The organism is Streptomyces sp. 351MFTsu5.1, assembly GCF_000383655.1.
Taxonomy (GTDB): Bacteria; Actinomycetota; Actinomycetes; order Streptomycetales; family Streptomycetaceae; genus Streptomyces; species Streptomyces griseorubiginosus.
This window is the reverse complement of sequence record NZ_KB911781.1, coordinates 385696-403264: the sequence shown is the minus strand read 5'-3', so window position 1 is coordinate 403264 and position 17569 is coordinate 385696. Positions and strand designations below refer to the sequence as shown.

16 protein-coding genes are annotated in these 17569 nt (G+C 69.9%); 11 read left to right on the top strand and 5 right to left on the bottom strand.

Annotation, left to right across the window (positions count from 1 at the left end):
• Positions 1-3: 3 nt before the first annotated feature.
• The 10 genes from H295_RS0118625 to H295_RS0118580 all read left to right on the top strand — a co-directional run bounded on the left by H295_RS0118625 (position 4) and on the right by H295_RS0118580 (position 10104).
• Entirely contained in the window at positions 4-879 is an 876-nt protein-coding gene (locus tag H295_RS0118625) for an LLM class flavin-dependent oxidoreductase (RefSeq protein WP_020136849.1), read from the top strand.
• Between the two features lie 109 nt (positions 880-988).
• Positions 989-1861, top strand: a complete 873-nt coding sequence (locus H295_RS47210) for a methyltransferase domain-containing protein (RefSeq protein WP_020136848.1) — start codon at positions 989-991, stop codon at positions 1859-1861.
• 671 nt (positions 1862-2532) lie between these two features.
• Complete coding sequence (locus tag H295_RS0118615; protein ID WP_020136847.1) at positions 2533-3306, top strand: isoprenyl transferase; 774 nt, start codon at positions 2533-2535, stop codon at positions 3304-3306.
• A 324-nt stretch (positions 3307-3630) separates the two neighbouring features.
• Complete coding sequence (locus tag H295_RS0118610; protein ID WP_020136846.1) at positions 3631-4956, top strand: PhoH family protein; 1326 nt, start codon at positions 3631-3633, stop codon at positions 4954-4956.
• Between the two features lie 401 nt (positions 4957-5357).
• Positions 5358-6044 (top strand): transglycosylase SLT domain-containing protein, encoded by a 687-nt coding sequence (locus H295_RS0118605; RefSeq protein ID WP_028809501.1) that lies wholly within the window; start codon positions 5358-5360, stop codon positions 6042-6044.
• Positions 6045-6053: 9 nt separating this feature from the next.
• Complete coding sequence (locus H295_RS0118600; protein ID WP_028809500.1) at positions 6054-6710, top strand: transglycosylase SLT domain-containing protein; 657 nt, start codon at positions 6054-6056, stop codon at positions 6708-6710.
• A gap of 133 nt (positions 6711-6843) precedes the next feature.
• Entirely contained in the window at positions 6844-8256 is a 1413-nt protein-coding gene (locus tag H295_RS0118595; RefSeq protein WP_043217603.1) for an AI-2E family transporter, read from the top strand.
• Between the two features lie 155 nt (positions 8257-8411).
• Positions 8412-9230 (top strand): MarR family transcriptional regulator, encoded by an 819-nt coding sequence (locus tag H295_RS0118590; RefSeq protein ID WP_234021632.1) that lies wholly within the window; start codon positions 8412-8414, stop codon positions 9228-9230.
• 42 nt (positions 9231-9272) lie between these two features.
• On the top strand, positions 9273-9671 hold the full coding sequence (locus H295_RS0118585) for a roadblock/LC7 domain-containing protein (protein ID WP_020136841.1): 399 nt from the start codon (positions 9273-9275) through the stop codon (positions 9669-9671).
• Positions 9672-9675: 4 nt separating this feature from the next.
• Positions 9676-10104 (top strand): hypothetical protein, encoded by a 429-nt coding sequence (locus H295_RS0118580; RefSeq protein ID WP_028809499.1) that lies wholly within the window; start codon positions 9676-9678, stop codon positions 10102-10104.
• A 23-nt stretch (positions 10105-10127) separates the two neighbouring features.
• On the opposite strand, the gene H295_RS0118575 is transcribed toward H295_RS0118580, so the two are convergent.
• The 5 genes from H295_RS0118575 to H295_RS0118555 all read right to left on the bottom strand — a co-directional run bounded on the left by H295_RS0118575 (position 10128) and on the right by H295_RS0118555 (position 14963).
• Positions 10128-12482: an ABC transporter permease gene (locus tag H295_RS0118575; RefSeq protein WP_020136839.1), complete on the bottom strand. Its 2355-nt coding sequence runs from the start codon at positions 12480-12482 to the stop codon at positions 10128-10130.
• Positions 12479-13165, bottom strand: coding sequence for an ABC transporter ATP-binding protein (locus H295_RS0118570; RefSeq protein WP_020136838.1), 687 nt, complete (start codon positions 13163-13165; stop codon positions 12479-12481). The genes H295_RS0118575 and H295_RS0118570 overlap by 4 nt, the downstream gene beginning before the upstream one ends.
• Positions 13162-13686, bottom strand: coding sequence for a PadR family transcriptional regulator (locus tag H295_RS0118565; RefSeq protein WP_020136837.1), 525 nt, complete (start codon positions 13684-13686; stop codon positions 13162-13164). Before H295_RS0118565 ends, H295_RS0118570 begins: the two co-directional genes overlap by 4 nt.
• Positions 13687-13803: 117 nt before the next feature.
• Positions 13804-14100 (bottom strand): hypothetical protein, encoded by a 297-nt coding sequence (locus tag H295_RS0118560; RefSeq protein WP_199788604.1) that lies wholly within the window; start codon positions 14098-14100, stop codon positions 13804-13806.
• Entirely contained in the window at positions 14046-14963 is a 918-nt protein-coding gene (locus H295_RS0118555) for an SPFH domain-containing protein (protein ID WP_020136835.1), read from the bottom strand. The genes H295_RS0118560 and H295_RS0118555 overlap by 55 nt, the downstream gene beginning before the upstream one ends.
• A 238-nt stretch (positions 14964-15201) precedes the next feature.
• Here H295_RS0118555 and H295_RS0118550 point away from each other — a divergent pair, with 238 nt between their 5' ends.
• Positions 15202-17556 (top strand): transglycosylase domain-containing protein, encoded by a 2355-nt coding sequence (locus tag H295_RS0118550; RefSeq protein ID WP_028809498.1) that lies wholly within the window; start codon positions 15202-15204, stop codon positions 17554-17556.
• The last annotated feature ends 13 nt before the right edge of the window (positions 17557-17569 follow it).

Sequence of the window (17569 nt, the reverse complement as noted above, 5' to 3'; positions counted from 1 at the left end):
CCCATGACCCGACTCGGCGCCGTGTTCCGTCCCCAGCTTCCCCCCGAGCGGCTGCGGGCCCTCGCCCGGCTCGCTGAGGAGGCCGGGCTCGAGGAGCTCTGGCTGTGGGAGGACTGCTTCCTGGAGGGCGGGATCTCCACCGCCGCGGCCGCGCTCGCGTGGACCGAGCGACTCCGTGTCGGTGTCGGGCTGCTCCCCGTCCCGCTGCGCAACGTCGCCGTCACCGCGATGGAGGCGGCCTCCCTGCACCGGATGTTCCCGGGGCGGCCGATCCTCGCCGTCGGACACGGCGTGCAGGACTGGATGGGCCAGGTCGGCGCCCGCGCCGAGTCGCCGCTCACCCTGCTCCGTGAGCATCTCGACGCGCTGCGGGCCCTGTTGGGCGGGGAGCGCGTCACCACTCGGGGCCGGTACGTCTCCCTGGACGGCGTCGCCCTCGACTGGCCGCCGGACGGGCCCGTCGACGTCCTCACGGGGGCCACCGGACCACGCACCCTGCGTCTCGCCGGCCAGTCCGCCGACGGCACCGTCCTCACCGCCAGTACCCCGCCCGAGGGTGTCCGGCGGGCCCGGCGGCTCATCGACGAGGGGCGCCAGGAGGCGGGCCGCACCGGACAGCCGCACCAGGTCGTCGTCTACCTCCTCACCGCCACCGGGCCCGACGCGGCCGCCCGGCTCCACGCCGAACTCGCCCACGAGGGCCACGCCGACGTCCCCGACCTCGGGGTCGCCGGGGACGCGGGTGCCGTCGCGAAGGCCGTCGAGCGGCTCGTCGAGGCGGGCGCCGACACGGTCGTCCTCCAGCCGACAGCCGACGAGCCCGACCCAGAGGGCTTCATCCGCTTCACCGCCGAGGAAGTCCGCCCCCTGGTTCCGTGACCGTCGGTTCCCTGACCGCCGGTCCACGCCCATCCCCATCCCAGCCCACTCCACGCCGCCCCGAAAATTGGGCAGCGCCCACCTCCGTGCCACTGCCACGATCAACCACATGACCACCCAGGGCACTCACACCTTCGAAGACCTCGTAGCCGAGGGAGCCGCCGTTCCCACCGACGGGTGGGACTTCTCGTGGTTCGAGGGGCGGGCCACCGAGGCGCGGCCGTCGTGGGGGTACGCCCGCTCCCTGGCCGTACGGCTCACCCAGGCCACCGCCTCGCTCGACCTCCAGACCGGCGGCGGCGAGGTCCTGGCCTTCGCCCTCGATCAGGCAGCCGCCACCCTCGATCACCACCCCCTCTCCCCGCAAGCCCACGCAGGACCACCCCAAGCCGACGCAAGGCCACCCCAAACCCCCCTCCTCGCCGCAGCCACCGAAGGCTGGCCCCCCAACGTCGCCAAAGCCACCGCCCTGCTCCGGTCCCGCGGCATCGTGGTCGTCGCCACTCCCGAGGACGCCCCGTTGCCCTTCGCCGACGACACCTTCGATCTGGTCAGCAGTCGGCACCCGGTCACGCCGCAGTGGGCGGAGATCGCCCGGGTGCTTCAGCCCGGCGGCACCTACTTCGGCCAGCACGTGGGCCCGCGCAGCGTGTTCGAGCTGGTCGAGCACTTCCTCGGCCCGCAGCCGCCGGAGCAGAGTGCCGACCGGCACCCCGACCGCGAGCGTGAAGCTGCCGAAGGACACGGACTGGAGATCGTGGACCTCCGTGCTGAGCGGCTGCGGATCGAGTTCCACGACATCGCCGCCGTCGTCCACTTCCTGCGCAAGGTGGTGTGGATGGTCCCGGGCTTCACCGTGGAGCGGTACGAGCCCCAACTCCGGTCCCTGCACGAGCGGATGGAGTCCGAGGGTCCCTTCGTCGCGCACAGCAGCCGGCACCTCGTCGAGGCGCGCAAGCCGAAGAAGCTCGGCTCGGAGTAAAGGTGAGCAAAGGGCGTATATGGCTGCGTAACGTGGCGCACCCCACTCATCTACCCCAGATTTCCATGGTCTTCACGGGGTTTCCACATCGTTATCCCAGGCAGCTCGCATCTCGGCCACTTCTGACGTAAATTCAACACGAGGCAATTCGCGCCAGCAAAGCTGCGCGGTGGCACCGCGCAGAGGAGGGGGCTGCGCGGTGCCGCGCCCACTTCCCGGCGTCAAAGAAACGTTCCGACCCGGATTCACCCACGCGGGCGATGCCGCACAAGCCCATCATTCCGCCGCTTTTCGCCCACGAAACCCCCATGAACTGGGCTTCGGCCACCCACCACGCCGTCGCCGGATGATTGCGGAGAGTAGTTGTGGCACGCCGATGCACGCAGCATCACTTACGAAGGGTTATGGTGGAAACCCCCCCTCGGGCCGGTCCGTATCCCCCCCACGGACCGGCCCGTTTTTTGTGCGCCCAGAGCGCGCCCTGTGCGCCCGGAGCGCGTCCGGCACGCAGCCGGAACCCACCCGGCACGCATGACAACCGCCCCCCCGGGACACCCGCTGAAAGACCCGACGACCCCGCACCCGCCCAAGCACCCACCGCACCCCGCACATTGGGCGCCCGGTACCCTCAGTCCGCGGGGACCGCATCCGCACGGAGGGGCGACAATCACGTGAACCTGCGCGACAAGCTGCGCGGCCTGCTCGTCAGGCTCTACGCACGCCGGGTGGAGGGCCACCTGGACCACGCCCAGGTGCCCAAGCACATCGGTGTCATCGTGGACGGCAGCCGGCGCTGGGCGAAGGCAGCCGGCTCCAGCCCCGTCGACGGCCACCGCGCCGGTGCCGAGAAGATCGAGGAGTTCCTCGGCTGGTGCTCCGAGACGGACGTCGAGGTCGTCACCCTCTGGCTGCTGTCGACGGACAACTTCAACCGCCCGCCGGAGGAGCTCGGCCCCCTCCTCGGCATCATCGAGGACGTCGTCCGCACCCTCGCCTCCGACGGCCGCTGGCGTGTCCACCACGTCGGCACCCCCGACCTGCTGCCCTCTCCGATGCAGACGGCGCTGAAGGAGGCGGAGGAGTCCACCGCCCACGTCGACGGCATACTCGTCAATGTCGCCATCGGCTACGGCGGCCGCCAGGAGATCGCCGACGCCGTACGGGCGATGCTGCTGGACGCGCAGGACAAGGGCACCTCGATGGAGGAGCTCGCGGAGGCCGTCGACATCGACATGATCGGCCGCCACCTCTACACCGGCGACCAGCCCGACCCCGACCTGGTGATCCGGACGAGCGGCGAACAGCGGCTGTCCGGATTCATGCTGTGGCAGACGGCCCACTCGGAGTACTACTTCTGTGAGGTCTTCTGGCCGGCCTTCCGCAAGGTCGACTTCCTGCGCGCCCTGCGCGACTACGCCGCCCGTCACCGGCGTTACGGCGGATGACCGGGCGCTCACAGGCAGCGCCCGTCTACCCCTTCTGAGGCGGAAGTAACGAGGAGTTCACCAGCGCGCCGTCATGCGCACTGGCATGGCGGCGCATGTTCGAGGGCATAAGCCAAGCAGGTCGATGCCCGAACCACGGGTGTCGGATCTCAGCGGACGGCACGGGGCCGTCCGCCCGGGAGGCCCTTTGCACCAGCCTTACCGTGCGGTTACGGCACGGAAGAAGCAGTGGAGGGCCGGTTCCCGGCCCGTGCAAACGGGCCGTCGACCGGTCCAGCTCCACTCCGTCGCTCCCCGACCTCATCCGAGGGGGTACGTCCTTCCGTGGTGACCAGCACAAAGCGCCGTCTTCCTGACCGGCGCACTTATGTTCTCGACACCAGCGTCCTGCTGGCCGACCCGAACGCCCTGAGCCGCTTCGACGAGCACGAGGTCGTGCTCCCGATCGTCGTGGTCACGGAGCTGGAGGCGAAGAGGCACCATCCCGAACTCGGCTACTTCGCCCGGCAGGCCCTGCGCCTGCTCGACGAGTTCCGGGTGCGGTTCGGCCGTCTCGACGCCCCCATCCCGATCGGGGAGCTGGGCGGGACCGTCCGTGTCGAGCTCAATCACTCGGACCCCAGTGTGCTGCCCAGCGGCTACCGCCTGGGGGACAACGACTCCCGCATCCTCGCGGTCGCCCGCAATCTGCAGGCCGAGGGGTTCGACGTCACCGTGGTGTCGAAGGACCTCCCGCTCAGGATCAAGGCGTCCTCGGTCGGACTGCTCGCCGAGGAGTACCGCGCCGAGCTCGCCATCACGGGCTCCTCCGGCTGGACCGGGATGTCCGAACTGACGCTGCCCGGCGAGCAGGTGGACATCCTCTTCGAGGAGGGGCACGTCCATGTGCCCGAGGCCTCGGAGCTGCCGGTGCACACCGGCCTGACCATCCACTCGGAGCGCGGCAAGGCACTGGGCCGGGTCTCGCCGGACGGCAACGTCCGCCTGGTGCGCGGCGACCGGGAGGCCTTCGGCATCAAGGGCCGCAGCGCCGAGCAGCGGATCGCGCTGGACATCCTCCTCGACCCGGACATCGGGATCGTGTCGATGGGCGGCCGGGCCGGCACCGGAAAGTCGGCGCTCGCGCTGTGCGCGGGTCTGGAGGCTGTCCTGGAGCGCCGCCAGCACCAGAAGGTCATGGTCTTCCGTCCGCTGTACGCGGTCGGCGGCCAGGAGCTGGGTTATCTGCCGGGCTCCGAGTCGGAGAAGATGAGCCCCTGGGCGCAGGCGGTCTTCGACACGCTGTCCGCGGTCGCCGGCCGCGAGGTCATCGAGGAGGTCACCGCGCGCGGGATGCTCGAGGTCCTGCCCCTCACCCACATCCGCGGCCGTTCGCTGCACGACGCGTTCGTGATCGTGGACGAGGCGCAGTCGCTGGAGCGGAACGTCCTGCTGACCGTTCTGTCCCGAATCGGCGCCAATTCACGGGTCGTTCTGACCCATGACGTGGCACAGAGGGACAATCTCCGCGTCGGTCGCTACGACGGTGTCGTCGCCGTGGTGGAGAAGCTGAAGGGACACCCGCTCTTCGCGCATGTGACGCTGACGAGGTCCGAGAGGTCCCAGATCGCGGCCCTTGTGACCGAAATGCTGGAGGACGGCCAAATCTGAGGTAGTACCCGCCCGTTGGCGCCGTCCGGAAAGGCCAAGAGCCTAGCCGGGCGGCGCCTTCGTGTGCCGGCGTTTCATGAAATCCCTGGGGTCAAACGGGATGTGAGCTTTCACACGCAACTCAGAATTGCCACCCGGCGTCCGGTTACGGCAGAGTCTCGGTTCTGTCAGGCCCCGCATACGGCACACCTGTACCCCCAGCGGTACGGCACCACAACAGCACCACGTTCAACTCCATAACGTCCGCCGTATGCCGCCCGCGCACTACGCGGCGCTCCCCGCAAGGGAGTTGCCCACCGGGCCCGTGCCTCCCGTGACCCCGTTAGTTGGGAGGCCAGTGTCCAGGGGCACGATTGCGTCCGCCAGGGTCACCGAAGCGGGCGATGCTGGAAGGAAACCGTGTGAGCCCGATTTCGGTCCGGGGATTCGCAGTGGCCTCCGCCACCGCGGTCACCGCTGTAGGTAGCGTTGTCGGAGTCGCCTCCGGCAGTGTCGCGCAGCCGAACGACGCCGAGGCGACGGCAGCCGACACGACGACGCTCCTGGCGGACATCCCCGCGGGTGAGCAGGCTCAGGTGCAGACCGCGTCCCTCACGCAGCAGGCCGACTACCAGGCCATCGCTGCGGACGCCGGCGCCAAGAAGATCGCTGAGGAGTCGGCCCGCAAGGCCGCCGCCAAGTCCGCGATCGAGAAGAAGGAAGCCGCCGAGCAGGCGGCCAAGGAAGCCAAGGAGCGCGCCGAGGCCAAGGAGAAGGCCAGCCGCAGCGCCTCCAGCTTCCCGGTGCAGAGCTCGTACACCGTCGCGCAGATCCAGTCGATGGCTGCCTCGATGGTGCCGAGCGGGCAGTTCCAGTGCTTCAGCAACATCGTGGACCACGAGTCCAGCTGGAACTACCGGGCCGTCAACGCCTCCTCCGGCGCCTACGGTCTCTTCCAGGCCCTGCCGGGCTCCAAGATGTCGTCGGTCGGTGCCGACTGGCAGACCAACCCGGCCACCCAGATCAAGTGGGGCCTCAACTACATGGACAGCCGGTACGGCAGCCCCTGCGAGGCCTGGTCGTTCTGGCAGGCCAACCACTGGTACTAGGCCCCAGCCGTGAGCCGGAACTCCGCGCGTGGATTCGCCGTGGTCTCGGCCACGGCGGTCACCACTGTCGGTGCCGTCATGGGGGTCGCCCAGGCCGGCACCGCACACCCCACCGACGACGCGCAGGCGTCGGCCGGTGACGCCACGCTGCTCGCGGACATACCCGTAGGCGAACAGGCCCCGGTCCAGGCGGCCCCGCTGGCCCGGCAGGCCGAGACCCAGGCCGTCGCCGCGGACGCCGTCGCCAGGACGTCGGCGGAGGAATCCGCCCGCAAGCAGGCGGCGAAGGACGCGCGGGCCAAGCGCGCGGCCGCCGAGGAGAAGGCGAAGAAGGAGCGGGAAGCCAAGGGCATCTTCCCCCAGCAGTCCTCGTACACCGTCGCCGAGGTCCAGGCCATCGCCCGCCAGATCGTGCCCAGCGGACAGTTCCAGTGCTTCAGCAACATCGTGAACCACGAGTCCACCTGGAACTACCTGGCCGTCAACGCCGCCTCCGGGGCCTACGGCCTCGTCCAGGCCCTGCCCGGCAACAAGATGGCCTCCGCGGGCGCCGACTGGCAGACCAACCCGGCCACCCAGATCAAGTGGGGCCTCGGCTACATGAACGGCCGGTACGGCAGCCCCTGCGGCGCCTGGTCGTACTGGCAGGCCCACGGCAACTACTGATCGCGGACCGCGTCCGCCGCTCAACCCCGTGCAGCCCCTCCCCGTCCTAGGGGGAGGGGCTGCTGCCCTGTACGGTCGGACCGGACGACTCCTGGGAGGAGTGGTGGGGAGAGACGGGGGAAGAGGACGGATCATGTCGCGAGTGCCAGGGTGGATCGGCCGGCTCGGTGCCCGGTTGACCGATGTGGGTGAGCGGTTGGACGAGCGCCGCGCCGAGGTCGCCCGGGAGGAGGCCGAGGACCGCTCGGCCGTGCCGCCCGTGCGCAAGCCGAAGAGACCCGTGGGCGCAGCGTCCCGTGAGCCGGTCGTGCTGGTCCCGCGCCCCGATCCCGCGCAGGCCGTGCCGTGGGGCGTCCGGGTCGCCGCCGAGGCCGGCTGGCGGCTCCTGATCCTCGCGGGCACCGTGTGGGTGCTGATGCGGATCATCAGCTCCGTCCAGCTCGTCGTCTTCGCCTTCGTCGTCGCCCTGCTCATCACCGCGCTGCTCCAGCCGACGGTGGCCCGGCTCAGGCGCCACGGCGTGCCGCGCGGCCCCGCCACCGCGCTCACCGCGATCCTCGGGTTCGTCGTCATCGGCCTGATGGGCTGGTTCGTGACCTGGCAGGTCATGGAGAACATCGACAACCTCTCCGACCAGATCCAGAGCGGCATCGACGACCTGCGCAACTGGCTGCTGAAGAGCCCCTTCCACGTCACCGACAAGCAGATCAACCAGATCGCCAAGAACCTGCGGGAGGCGGTCGGCGCCAACACCGACCAGATCACCTCCGCGGGCCTCGAAGGCGTCCAGGTCGTCGTCGAGGCGCTCACCGGCATCCTGCTGACCTTCTTCTCCACCCTCTTCCTGCTCTACGACGGCCGCCGCATCTGGGAGTGGACGCTGAAGCTGGTCCCCGCGGCCGCCCGTCCCGCCGTGGCCGGCGCCGGCCCGCGCGCCTGGCGCACACTGACCGCCTACGTCCGCGGCACGGTCCTGGTGGCGCTCATCGACGCCGTCTTCATCGGCATCGGCATCTACTTCCTCAAGGTGCCCATGGCGGTGCCGCTGGCCGTCTTCATCTTCCTGTTCTCCTTCATCCCGCTGGTCGGCGCGGTCGCCTCCGGCGCGCTGGCGGTGCTCGTCGCGCTGGTCACCCAAGGCGTGTTCACCGCGGTGATGACGCTCGCGGTGGTCCTCGCCGTCCAGCAGATCGAGGGCCACATCCTCCAGCCGTTCATCCTCGGCCGCGCGGTCCGCGTGCACCCCCTCGCGGTCGTCCTCACGGTCGCCACGGGCGGCATGGTGGCCGGAATCGGCGGCGCCGTGGTGGCCGTACCGCTGGTGGCGGTGACGAACACGGTGGTGAGCTACCTCAAGGCGTACGCCGAGGACCAGTCCCCGCCGCCGGACGACCTCGACGCCGAGGACGAGGACGGTCGGGCCGACGGGCACGAGGACGAGGGCGGGCAGCGCGACGACGGCGAGCCCGCTGCCGTAGCAGACGGGGAGGGTCCCGCGGATCCGCCTCCGGGTCCCGAAAAACCTCCCTCGGATTCGGTCAAATGAGCGCTGAACGCGCCGATTTGAACACTCCGTCGAATGCAACTTCCGTCAACTAACGGCAGCTTGGAAACCCGCGCCCGGAATATGCGCCCGGACTGATACACATTCCCTCCTCAGCGCTACGCGTCAGGCGTATGTGCGAGGCGGCGGGGGGTGTGATGTCGGGCCACGAACACCTGGCTCAGGCCCTGGCCGAGTGCGGCCGTGACGGCTACACCGGAGAGCTGCGGGTCCACGGCACACCCGGCGGCACCTTCCATTTCGGGGACGGCCGGGTGGTCGCCGTGGAGACCCCCGGCGCGCCGGGCCCCGAGGCGCTGCTGCTGCGCTCCGGGCGGGTCAGCGGCGAGCAGTGGGCCGAGCTGGTGCGGGAGTCGGGCGGCTCACGCTGGCCGGCGACCGCGCTCATCGCGCACGGCTACGCGGGCGCCGCACAGCTCAGGGTGGTGTGCGCGCTGGCGCTGCACGACGCCGCCTTCGCGATGGCCGCGGGCCGGGTGGACGGCTGCGAACGCGTCGCCTCCGCCGAGCTGTTCGCGCAGGTCCCGCTGGGTGAGCCGCCCCTGCGGCTGCTCCAGGACGCGACCCGCAGGCTCACCGCCCTGGCCGGTCTGCCGCACCCCGTGCACCCCGACCGGGAACGGCCGGTGCGCTCGGGTGCCGGGGCCGGATCCACGGCGCTCCAGCGCGAACTGCTCACCCACGCCGACGGCCGCTGCACGGCCCGCGATCTCGCCTTCCGGGTCGGGCGCGGGGTCTACACCGTCACGGTCGAGGTCGCCCGGATGCTCGACGAAGGGCTCCTGGTGTGCACCGCGGCACCTGCGCCCCTTCCGGTCCGCACGCTGCCCGACGGCCATGCACTGCAGCCCCGCAAGCCCTCACAGGCAGAGCCGCCCCCGCCGCCGGCGTACGGCGATCTGCCCCGCCGAAAACCAGGAAGCTTTTTCCGGCTCCGGAATGGAACAGCGAAATGAAACTGCCGATCAGATGTGAACAGAATCAGGGGAGTTGAGTCAATGGATCACCAAGCCCTGGCGCTCGAAATGCGCGGTCTGCGGGAACAGGTCACCGGAATCACCGACACCGCGGTCGCCGCCGCGGACGGGCTGCTCATCGCCGCCGACACCGCCGACTCGATCGACCCGGAGGGCCTCGCCGCACTCGCCGCGGCCGGGCTCGGCCTCGCCCGGCGCACCGCCGGGGCGACCGACCGCGGCGCGCTGCGCCGGACGGTGACCTACGGCAGCCACGGCTGTGCCGCCTTCTACGCCGTCGGCGACACCGCCCTGATGGTCGTGCTCGGCGACGAGGGGATGGACCTGGAGCAGCTGCACCGGGCGACCCAGCCGACCCTCAACCGGATCGGCTCGATCCTCACCGGCACGGCGAGCGACAAAGCACCAGAAGGAGTCTGAAGGGATGGGGACGAAGCGTATGACCTCGGGTTTCTCCGACCAGGTGATGGGCCTGGTCAAGTCCCTGCGCACGGACGCCCCCGATTGCGTCGCGTCCGGCGTGGTCGACATGTCCACCGGCATGCTGCTGTCGTACGAGACCGTCGAGAACCACCCGCCGGAGGTCCTGGACCTCCTGGCGGGGGCGACTCTCGACCTGTTCCAGGGCCGCACGGTCGTGATGATCGAGGACGTCTTCAAGGAGCGTCGCGGGATCAGCAGCGACAACCACTTCTTCCAGGAGATCCTCGTCAACAGCGAGAACCTCACGCACCTGTTCGTGCGGCTGGTCGAACAGCAGGACGTCGTCGCCGTGGTGGTGTGCCGCAAGTCGGTCAACGTCGGCATGCTGTTCGCCCAGGTCCGGCGGGTGGTGAAGGAGTACAGCCTCTGACCGGGACAGCCGGCTGCGGGCGGTTACTCCGTCCGCAGCCCGTCCGGCCGCATCAGCCGGAGCAGCGGCGGCAGGCTCAGCAGGGTCACCACGACGACCACCGCGGCCCCCGCGCCGGTCAACGCCAGCACGCTCGGCCAGTCCACCCGCACCGCGGTGCTCGTCATCTTCAGCAGGACCACGCCCAGCGTCAGCCCCACCGCCGAGGCCAGCAGCAGACCGAGCCCGACCGGGATCGCCGTCTGCCACAGAACCGACAGGCTCAGGGTGCGCCGCTTGGTGCCGAAGGCGATCAGCGCCGACAGCAGCTTCTTGCGCTCGCGCAGCTGCTCCAGCTGGGAGACCAGCAGGCTCGCCCCGATCAGCGCGAGGACACAGACGGCGCCCACGAACAGGCCGGTGCGGATGGAGGCGTACTCGTTGTTGCGCTTGGCGGACACCCAGGTCATGGGCTCCTCGTGCGGGTCGATCCGGGCGGCCGTGTTGCGGACGTACTCGCGCGCGTCCGGCACCGAGTCGTCCAGCCGCAGATAGATCTCTCCGCGCACACCCGCCGCGGCCGTCGCCGGGAAGGCGGACGGGGTGACCAGGATGCCGCCGCGCCGGTAGCCCGTCGGGTCGTCGATGGCCTCCGCCTGCTTGACGCCCTGCGGAACCTTCCAGGTCACCGAGGTGGGCTTCTCCGGGTCCTCGGAGGTGTCGAACCAGAGCTTCCGGCCGGGCCGGGCCGCCACGGTCGACTCGTCGTCGGCGTTCTCGCTAGCGGAGGCGCTGTCGCCCTGTCGCGGCGCGACATGGGAGGCGAAGACGTCGCCGTCGCGGCAGGAGGGCAGCTTGGCCACCTGACGCAGGGACGCGCAGTCGGCCACGGTCACCCGGGCCCAGTTCGCGTTCTCGCCCGGCCCGTCGTTGGTGAAGCCCTCGTTGAACGCGAACGCGTGCCGGACTCCCTTGGTCTCGGCCAGTTCCTTCGCGGTCGCCGCGAGCGACTTCCCCTTCGGGACGCTCACCTGCATCTGCGCCCGCGAGAGGTCGTACGTGGTGTCCTTGGTGTAGTCGCTCGACGTGCCCGCGAACAGCATCTGGAGCGCGATCGCCCCGGCCACCGCGACCGCGATGCCGTTGACCATCCGGGCCGCCGTGCCGCTGCTCAACTGGAGCCTGCGCACGGCCAGTTGCCAGGACACCGCACCCGCGCCCAGCCGGGCCACGACCGCCTCGACGATCCACGGCAGCAGCGCGGTCACGCCGACCAGGAGCGAGATCACCCCGCCGGTGACGAGGTACTGGTTGAAGTCGCCGCCGTCGCGGCCCTGTCCGACCATCGGGTAGAGCATCCCGAGCCCGGCCAGCGGCAGCAGCAGCCGCCACCACAGCCGGCGCCGCGCGGGCTTCGCGGTACGCACCACGCCGAGCGGCTCGATCACCACGCCCCGCAGGGCGAGCAGCGTCACCAGCACGGCCGCCGCGGGCACCGCGAGGGCGACCACCAGGGCCAGCAGCGGCGAGGGGTTGAGGTAGCTCGGGAACACGCTCTGCCCGAACACCTCCATGGAGCCCGCCACTTCACGGCCGATCAGGAAGAACACCGTGCCGAGCACCAGGCCGAGCACCGCGCCCGCCAGCGCCTCGCCGGCGGCGATCCGCCGGGTCGAGCGGCCGTCGGCGCCCACCAGCCTGAGGGCGGCGAGCCGTCGGTCGCGCCGTTCGCCGCCGAAGCGGACGGCCGCGGCGATGAACACGGCGACCGGCGTCAGCAGCACCACGAAGACGACCAGGACCAGCAGCACCAGCACCGGGTCGGAGTCGGACTCGGTCGGGTTCGGATTGCCGTACTCGTCGATCCGGGTGATCCCGGCGCCGTCGGGGGTGAGCCCCTCGGCCCCGCGGTAGAAGGCGAGTTCGTGGGAGCCGATCAACCCGCTCTCGGCGATCGTCCCGGCGATCCGGTTCGGCAGCCGCTCCCGCAGGAGCTTGCCGTCGGAGGACTCCAGCAGTTTCTTCAGCGCGGGGGAGACGACCATCTCGCCGACCGCGGGGAACTTGTCGACCCCCGGCGGCAGGGGCGCCTTCGGCCCCTCGGGCTCCAGGTCCCGGCCGCGGACGTCGGTGTCCCGGAAGGTGGTCGACGCGTTCGCCGACAGCAGGGTGTTGTCGGCCTTCTTCATCTGTTGCCCGTAGTTGGTGTCCGCGCGGGCGTCGCCCCGCTCGTGCCGGACCGTCAGGGCGTTCGGCAGCGCGGTGGTGAGCAGCAGCAGCGCCACCCCCAGTCCGACGCCGACCGCGGTCAGCAGCGCCCGGACCCACCCTTCGCGTCCGCCGGCGAAGGCGAACCGAACCCCCATGGAGAGGTCTCTCGACCACTGCCGCACGTTCATACGACCCGCTCCATGTCCCGGGACTTCCCGTCCCGTACGACGATCTCGCGGTCGGAGTAGGCGGCGACCCGAGCCTCGTGCGTGACGAGGACGACGGCCGCGTTGGTGGACCGCGCGGCCTCGGTGAGCAGCTCCATGACCCGCTCCCCGTTGAGGGAGTCCAGCGCGCCGGTCGGCTCGTCCGCGAACAGCACCCGCGGGTTGGTCACCAGGGACCGGGCCACGGCCACCCGCTGCCCCTGACCGCCGGACACCTCACCGGGACGCTTCTTGCGGAGGTCGTCGACCTCCAGGCGCTCCATCCAGCCGAGCGCGGCCTTCTCGGCCTCCTTGCGGGAGGTGCCGTTCAGCCGCAGCGGCAGCGCCACGTTCTCCACACAGGTCAGTTCGGGCACCAGCTGCCCGAACTGGAAGACGAAGCCGAACTCGGAGCGCCTGAGGGCACTGCGCTCGGCGTCGTTCATGGTGGCCATCTCGCGGCCGTTGTAGAGGATCGAGCCCGAGTCGGGTGTGACGATCCCGGCCAGACAGTGCAGCAGGGTCGACTTGCCGGACCCGGAGGGGCCCATGACGGCGACGACCTCGCCGGGGTGGATGGAGAACTCGGCGCCGTCGAGCGCGACGGTCGGGCCGTACGCCTTGTGCAGCGCGTCGGCGACGAGCAGGGAACCGGCCGGGGTCACTTGACCACCACCTCCGCGAGCTTCTCGAGACGCGCGGCGGTCAGCTCCAGCCAGCGCAGGTCGGCTTCCAGGTGGAACAGGGCGTGGTCGCAGATCAGCTGGTCCGCGAGGTCGCCCCGGCGCTTGCGGTCCGTGAGGATGCGCATCATCCGCAGGTGCTCGGCGCGCTGGGTGTCGAGGATGTCGGCCGCGTCGCGGTGGGTGAGCAGCGCGAGGACGATCTTGGTGTACAGCGTGGACTGGAGGTACGGCTCCGGCTTCTCGGGCGTCGCCAGCCACGTCTGTACGTCGGTGATCCCGGCGTCCGTGATGGCGTACCGCTTGCGTTCGGGGCCGCCGCCGGGCTCGATGCCGTCGACTTCGACGAGCCCGTTCTTCAGCAGGCGGGACATCGTCGAGTAGACCTGGCCGTAGTGCAGCGGCCGGTCGTGACCGAACTTCTCGTCGAAGGCCCGCTTGAGGTCGTAACCGTGGCGGGGGCCCGACTCCAGGAGCCCTAGGAGGGTGTGACCGATGGACATGGGGAGGACTGTACATGCGGTGTATACCCCGCATGTATACGCGGAGTGTGTAGGGGAGGGTCAGGGGGTGAGCAGCCCCAGGTGAGGGATGATTGTCACGGTTCTGCTACGCGCGCTCTACGTGTCCTCGGGGTGCTTGGGCGGCCGTCCCCGGCGAGGCAGCGGCCCGGTGTCGCCGGGCAGCCGGCCCGCCTCCTTCAGGGCCCTGCGCAGCAGGAACTCGATCTGCGCGTTGGCCGACCGCAGCTCGTCCCCGGCCCACCGCGCCAGCGCCTCGTACACCGACGGGTCCAGCCTCAGCAGCACCTGCTTGCGCTGCTGAGGCCGCCGCTCGGGGGAGCCCCCCTCGGAAGGTGCCGTCACTGGTAGAGGGTCCCGGTGTTGAGGACCGGCTGCGGCGCGCGGTCGCCGCAGAGCACCACCATCAGGTTGGACACCATCGCCGCCTTGCGCTCCTCGTCCAGCTCGACGATGTCCCGCTCGGTGATCCGGGCGAGCGCCTCCTCGACCATGCCGACCGCGCCCTCCACGATCTGGCGCCGGGCCGCGACGACCGCCCCGGCCTGCTGCCGCTGGAGCATCGCCGAGGCGATCTCGGGCGCGTAGGCGAGGTGCGTGAAGCGGGACTCGATGATCTGGACGCCGGCCGTCTCCACGCGCGCGTGCAGCTCGGTGGCGAGCTTCTGGGTGATCTCGTCGGCGTTGCCGCGCAGCGAGAGCCCTTCCTCGTCGTGGGCGTCGTAGGGGTACTCGATCGCGATGTGCCGTACGGCCGTCTCGGTCTGGGTGGCGACGAACTTCACGAAGTTGTCCACCTCGAAGGTTGCCTGCGCGGTGTCCTCGACCTTCCACACCACGACCGCGGCGAGCTCGATCGGGTTGCCGTAGGCGTCGTTGACCTTGAGGACGGCGGTCTCGTGGTTGCGGACCCGGGTGGAGATCTTGGTGCGGGAGGTGAAGGGGTTCACCCAGCGCAGGCCGTCCTGGCGGATCGTGCCCTTGTAGCGGCCGAAGAGCTGGACGACCCGGGCCTCGCCCGGCGCGACCGTGTTCAGGCCGCGCAGCGAGATCAGCGCGGCGATCAGGACGATCACCCCGCCGACCGCGAAGCCGGGGCTCTCCCCGCTCGCGGCGAACAGGAAGACGGCGAGCAGCAGCCCGAGCAGGCCCAGCAGCAGCGCGAGCGCGCCGCCGATGCTGTGCGCGGCGACCTCCCGCACGCGCGGTGCGGGCATGTCGGGTGCGTCCGCGGCGGGCGCGGAATCGTGTGCGGACATGGAGGGTCCCCCGTTTCGTGGACTAGCCAACTTCTAGCTAAATGATATCAGATTACCCCCTCCCGGCAACCTTGAAGCCCTTTCGGAGGTCTGGTTCCGAGGAGGCGGGTGCTGATTCTCACGCCCCTCCGAGACCGGATCGAATGCGCTGTGTCATATAGACCGGTGTTAGCTTTCTGAGCTGACCTGAGCCACGAACCTGTGTGGCCGCCGATGAGGAAGCGGAGCGAGTCGACCCATGGGACGAGCGGAAGAGAGAAGAGCACGTCAGCGCGGTGGCCACCGCGCGGCGCCGCCCACGCGCTCGTCCGGGACGCCGAGCGAGGGCATCGCGACCGGCGGCAGGGCCGCGGCCCGCAAGGCGGCCGCCCGCGGTAAGAAGGGCGCGAAGAACGGTAAGAGCGGCATACGCAGGCTCTTCACCTGGAAGAAGATGCTCGGCACGTTCTTCGCCGTCTGCCTGCTCGGCATCGGCGCCTTCGTCGTGATGTACCTCATGATCGACATTCCCAAGGGCAACGCGGCCGCGCAGGAACAGAGCAACATCTACAAGTACAGCGACGGCTCGGTCATGGCCCGCGAGGGCGACACCAACCGAGAGATCGTCGACCTCTCCGAAGTGCCCAAGCCGGTCCAGCGCACCTTCGTGGCCGCGGAGAACAAGACCTTCTACACGGACGCCGGCATCGACCTCAAGGGCACCGCCCGAGGTCTGCTCAACACGCTGTCCGGCAAAGGCAAGCAGGGTGGCTCCACGATCACCCAGCAGTACGTCAAGAACTACTACCTCGACCAGGACCAGACCGTCACGCGGAAGCTGAAGGAACTGGTCATCTCGCTGAAGGTGGACCGGGAGAAGTCCAAGGACTACATCCTCGCCGGTTACATCAACACCAGCTACTACGGTCGTGGCGCCTACGGCATCCAGGCCGCGGCCCAGGACTACTACCGCGTCGACGCGAGCAAGCTCAACGTCGCGCAGGGCGCCTACCTTGCCGCACTGCTCCAGGCGCCGAGCCAGTACGACTGGGCGGTCGCCACTCCGACCGGCAAGAAGCTCGTACAGGCGCGCTGGAACTACGTCCTGAACAACATGGTCAAGCAGGGCTGGCTGAGCCAGAGCGAGCGCGCCAAGCTGACGTTCCCGGTGCCCAAGGAGCCCAAGGCCGACCCGGGCCTCGAAGGGCAGAAGGGCTACTTCATCAAGCTGGCCAAGCAGCAGCTCGAGAAGCAGCTGGTGGCCAAGGAGAACATCACCCAGGACGAGGCGGAGGCCCGCGTCGAGAACTCCGGGTGGACCTTCACCCTGAACATCGACAAGAAGAAGCAGGCCCAGCTGGAGAAGGCGGTCAAGGACCAGCTGACCAAGCAGCTGGACCCGAAGAAGCGCAAGGTGGACAGAAACGTCCAGGCCGGTGCGGCCTCCGTCGACCCGAAGACGGGGAAGATCGTCGCCCTGTACGGCGGCACCGACTACACCAAGCACTTCTTCAACAACGCCAACCGCACCGACTACCAGCCTGCCTCGACCTTCAAGCCGGTGATCCTCGCCGCCGCCCTGGAGAACAACTCCCAGACGCAGAGCGGCAAGACCATCGGCGCCAACACGCTCTACGACGGCACCAGCAAGCGCCAGGTCGTGGACAGCAACGGCGACAAGGTCGGATTCGCCCCCGAGAACGAGGACGACCACGACTACGGCAAGCAGGTCACCGTCCAGACGGCGATGAACCAGTCCATCAACTCCGTCTTCGCGCAGATGGGCGTCGACGTCGGCATGGACAAGGTGCTCGCGACGGCCACGAAGCTCGGCATGGACACCGGCGATCTCAAGCCGCTGCCCGCTTACACCCTGGGCACCATGGGCGCGAGCCCGATCCAGATGGCCGGCGTCTACGCCACCCTCGACAACCACGGCAGGCAGGTCACACCGACCATCATCAAGTCGGCCGAGCAGGGCGGCACCGAGTTCCAGATGCCCGACCCGATCGGCGAGCAGGTCATCAGCCGGGAGGCCGCCGACACGGTCACCTCGGTGCTGACCGGCGTGGTCAACGACGGTACGGCTCAGCAGTCCGTGCAGCAGAACACGGCCCGCGACGGCCGCAAGGTCGCCGGCAAGACCGGAACCTCCGACGACAACAAGTCGGCCTGGTTCACCGGCTACACCCCGGACCTCGTCACCTCGGTCGGTCTCTTCGGCGAGGACGACAAGACCAAGGCACAGGCCAAGATGTACGGCGTGGGCGGCGAGCCCCGGGTCAACGGCGGTGGCTTCCCGGCGGAGATCTGGGCCGAGTACACCTTCGGCGTCGCCGGCAAGAACACCAAGTTCGACCTGGACACCGACCAGGGCGCCGCCGTCCAGCCCACCTGGACGCCGAGCCCGTCGGCCACCCCGTCCAGCACCCCGTCGTCGACCCCGACCACCCAGAAGCCGTCTGAGACCCCGTCCCAGACGCCGACGACGACCCCGCCGACCACTCCGCAGACCACCCCGCCGACGACCCCGCCGGTCTCGGTACCGCCGTCGACACCGCAGAACAGCACCACGCCACCGGCGAACCCGTTCGAGCCGAACGCCGACCAGTAGCGACCGGCACGAA